Annotated in this window: 3 protein-coding genes and 2 pseudogenes; all 5 read right to left on the bottom strand. The window is 38.5% G+C overall.

What is annotated here, in order from left to right; genetic code table 11:
• Window positions 1–1161, bottom strand: a pseudogene (locus PSI06_RS20780) (IS1182 family transposase); the annotation flags it as partial.
• Window positions 1162–1407: 246 nt separating this feature from the next.
• The gene (locus tag PSI06_RS20775; protein ID WP_076916053.1) at window positions 1408–1623 is read right to left on the bottom strand and encodes a GDCCVxC domain-containing (seleno)protein; all 216 of its coding nucleotides are present in this window, start codon (window positions 1621–1623) and stop codon (window positions 1408–1410) included.
• Window positions 1611–2000, bottom strand: coding sequence for an organomercurial transporter MerC (gene merC, locus PSI06_RS20770; RefSeq protein ID WP_024601094.1), 390 nt, complete (start codon window positions 1998–2000; stop codon window positions 1611–1613). The genes PSI06_RS20775 and merC overlap by 13 nt, the downstream gene beginning before the upstream one ends.
• 65 nt (window positions 2001–2065) lie before the next feature.
• The gene (locus tag PSI06_RS20765; RefSeq protein ID WP_010557530.1) at window positions 2066–2443 is read right to left on the bottom strand and encodes a MerR family transcriptional regulator; all 378 of its coding nucleotides are present in this window, start codon (window positions 2441–2443) and stop codon (window positions 2066–2068) included.
• Window positions 2444–2507: 64 nt separating this feature from the next.
• A pseudogene (locus PSI06_RS20760) lies at window positions 2508–2601 on the bottom strand (IS5/IS1182 family transposase); the annotation flags it as partial.

Here is a 2601-nt window from a genome sequence, read left to right as displayed (position 1 = left end):
CTTTTTTAGAGTTAGTGCACTGACTTCTTATTTTACAATCTCGACAAGCAATGTGATTGAAGTAAACATCAAGGTATTTACCTTGCTCAAATACCTGCATTCGATTTTGAAGTTCATTACCAGCGGGCATAAGTAAATATCTTTATTTGCATCGTATTTGAAAAGTGAGCGGTTAAATATCCCTTTCTTTTCAGAGGACGATGTATCCGTCTTGGGCATGATTGGCTCTGCACCCAAATCGATAGTATCTTTTATATCAGGCTGACTGAAGTAACCTTTATCTGCTAATACCCGTATATCTTTCTTGCGCAATGCTTCTTGTGCGAGTTTCGTCATTGACGCAAGCTGGCCTCTATCTGGCACGTTGGTCACGTCATGCGCCACTATGAGGTGATGCTTGGTATCAACCGCACTTTGTACGTTATAACTCACAACTCTTGTAAAACCTTGAGTTTTCATTAAACGTGAATCAGGATCAGTAGTGGATATTTGCTTATCAGGATGAGCTTCAACTTGTTCTTTAATCTCGTATAGTTTTTTTAACTGGCTGCGAAAGTCAGCTAGTCTCTCTTTTGTGGCTTTAATTTTTGTGACGTTAGCTTGCTCTTTATCGGCTTCATCAAGTAATTCAAGATAACGTTCAATGTTCTTTTCGACTCGGTCGATGTGAAATTTAACTTTGCTTGGCGTAAAATTATTGCCTTTGTTGTTGCTAGCTTTAAACTTACTACCATCGATGGCAACAACGGGTTTCTCAAACATATTCAGGCGACGACAGACTTCAACAAACGTTTTGCACACATTTTTTATACCATCTCCGTTGTCTTTTCTAAAATCAGCAATCGTTTTAAAGTCGGGTGCCAACTTACCAAGTAGCCACATCAGTTCAATATTGCGTTGGCATTCGGTTTCTAATCGGCGGGATGATTGAATACGGTTGAGGTAACCATAAAGATACAGTTTTAATAATGTGGCTGGATGATACTTAGGGCGGCCTGTGGACTTTAAAGTTAATCCTTTAAACCCCAATTCAGCTAGATTTAGTTCCTCAATGAAAACATCAATTACTCTGACCGTATTATCTTCACTGACGTAGTCTTCCAACGATTCTGGAAATAACGTTGATTGGTTACGATCTTCACCGCTTATAAACTTTGACATATTGCCTCAACCCTCGACTGAATCAATAGTCTTATTATATAAATATCAGTATATTAAGTGAACTAAATGTATAGATTAATCGATCATAAGCAGCAGATACTTAGACCAAAAGGTGATCAGAGTTTTCACACAGTCTGTGCCAAAAGCAGCCCTTGAGTGACTTAGTGATAAAGGCTGCAATGATACGATTGCTGACATTTCACTATTTCTTTTTATGCCTTCTCATTGCCATTAATAGACTGTCATTTAGCTATCGCAACAACTTTGACCTTCTTGAATTGGCGGGCATTTCACTGTTCCATAAGAGCAATATACACAACAATCGCCTTTCAAAGGCTTTAGGAGAACTTTGCAAGATTCACATTCATAATACCACTGGCAAGCGTTGGTTGGCATTTCTTCAGTTTTACTGAAGCCACACTCAGGGCAAGTAATGGTAGAATTTAACTCTATACTTTGCATGTTTGCTCCTTCAAAGGTTTAACAATGTCTAATACGGACATTACAATCATCAAACAAATACCTACATAAAACAAATAAGTGCTCCATTCGTATTGCCATAGTGGATAGAGGGTTAACAAAACCGCTATAGGGCCAATAACCCCAAGAATACCTCTCGCATGATTTTGGTTTTTATACCAGTTATACAAATTTACCAACAATGCCAGAGTTGCAAATATAGGTAACAAGGTATTTACAGCAATTCCCTCAAAGTGAGAGAGAAAGCCTAATCCTAATGCTGATGCTAACGAGCCGAGTGCGGGGAAGCACCCCGTACAACTAAGAGCCGCAAGCCAAACACCACCTGAGCTAACTTTATCTAAAATCTTATTAATCATTTTTAACGTCTAACATTATTTGAATGATTTGAGTATGAACTCCGTAGGTAGGTACGGAGTCAATACTATTTTAGCGAATCGATTATTGGGCAGTGGGATTGATCGTTATTGTTGCGGCATGAATTAGTCATTTCTTTTATGACGACTTCTAAGCGTTGAAGGTCAGCTATCTTATTTTGAATTACGTTCAATTTCAGCAAGCCTAGGGATTCTACTTTGGCACAATCGCCATCCATTGACATCAATGAAGCCACTTCTTTTAGAGTAAAGCCAAGTGCTTTGGCCTTACAGATGAATTGTAATTGTTTGGTGATTGAGTCGTCATAGACACGATAACCATTTTGAGGTTTTTGAGGCTGTTTTATCAAGCCTTCCCGCTCATAAAACCGTATAGTTTCTACGCCTATATCAAGTTCTTTAGCCAACTTGCCTATTGTTTTCATCGTCCAACCATAAAATCAACTTTAATCATGACATTAGGGGCTGTTGATCTTTGTAGTACATATATCAATCAGCCCACATTGGTAGCCACATCATAGTAAATGCTAAAGCGAGCATTGAATGATAATTTCGTTCAAGCTTTTCATACCGCGTGGCTATC

This window comes from Pseudoalteromonas sp. GABNS16E (assembly GCF_028598715.1).
GTDB lineage: Bacteria > Pseudomonadota > Gammaproteobacteria > Enterobacterales > Alteromonadaceae > Pseudoalteromonas > Pseudoalteromonas atlantica.
This window is presented reverse-complemented; position numbering and strand designations above follow the sequence as displayed.

Excerpts from the sequence above, each read along its gene's own strand:
- PSI06_RS20775 (WP_076916053.1), bottom strand. The coding sequence starts at position 1,623 with ATGCAAAGTATAGAGTTAAATTCTACCATTACTTGCCCTGAGTGTGGC.
- merC (WP_024601094.1), bottom strand. The coding sequence starts at position 2,000 with ATGATTAATAAGATTTTAGATAAAGTTAGCTCAGGTGGTGTTTGGCTT.
- PSI06_RS20765 (WP_010557530.1), bottom strand. The coding sequence starts at position 2,443 with ATGAAAACAATAGGCAAGTTGGCTAAAGAACTTGATATAGGCGTAGAA.